The 699-nt window shown below is 58.9% G+C and carries 1 protein-coding gene; it reads left to right on the top strand.

The window, feature by feature from the left end:
• Positions 1-136: 136 nt before the first annotated feature.
• On the top strand, positions 137-699 hold a 563-nt coding region (locus ACMA5I_RS15930), incomplete at its 3' end, for a tyrosine-type recombinase/integrase (RefSeq protein WP_525887265.1).

Here is a 699-nt window from a genome sequence, read left to right as displayed (position 1 = left end):
TGGGCTCGAAGCAGACTTGCGGCGGCGCGGCATGCTTTGTTCGACTTGATCGCCTTTAAGCGTGGCGAGTGTGGTATGATCGGGTGTCGGCATGCTGCCGAGGACGTGGTGGGCGTGGTGGATGGGAGCAACCACTATGCCAACTACAAACCTGCCTGCAATTCGTGCATGTCGCCCAGCTTGGAACAAGGGGCGGATCGTCGGCCAGAAGCGACCGCTTGCACCGAAACACGTCTGGGCGATCCGGGTTCGTCTTGAGATCGCGCAGAAAATCCGAGAGCTGGCGCTATTCAATCTCGCCATCGACAGCAAGTTACGGGGCTGCGATCTAGTAAAGCTCAAGGTCGCTGACGTCTATGCTGCCGGACAGGTCAAGCACCGCGCTTCAATCGTCCAGAGCAAGACGCGTAAACCGGTCAGCTTCGAGATCACCGAGGGAACGCGAAAGGCTGTCGCGGCTTGGCTCGAGGATCCCTTGATGATCGGATCGGAACATTTGTGGCCTGGCCGCTTCCACGAGCGCCTGCATATTTCGACGAGGCAATACGCTCGCCTGGTGCGTGAATGGGTGACCTCAATCGGCCTAGAGCCGAGCGCCTATGGCACCCACTCTATGCGGCGCACCAAGGTCGCGCAGATATACCGCAAGACCGGCAACCTACGCGCGGTTCAGCTTTTGTTGGGCCATACGAAAATGGA

The organism is Jujubicoccus corallicola (genome assembly GCF_047345645.1).
In the GTDB taxonomy this organism is placed as follows: domain Bacteria; phylum Pseudomonadota; class Alphaproteobacteria; order Rhodobacterales; family Rhodobacteraceae; genus JBLEFH01.
This window is presented reverse-complemented; position numbering and strand designations above follow the sequence as displayed.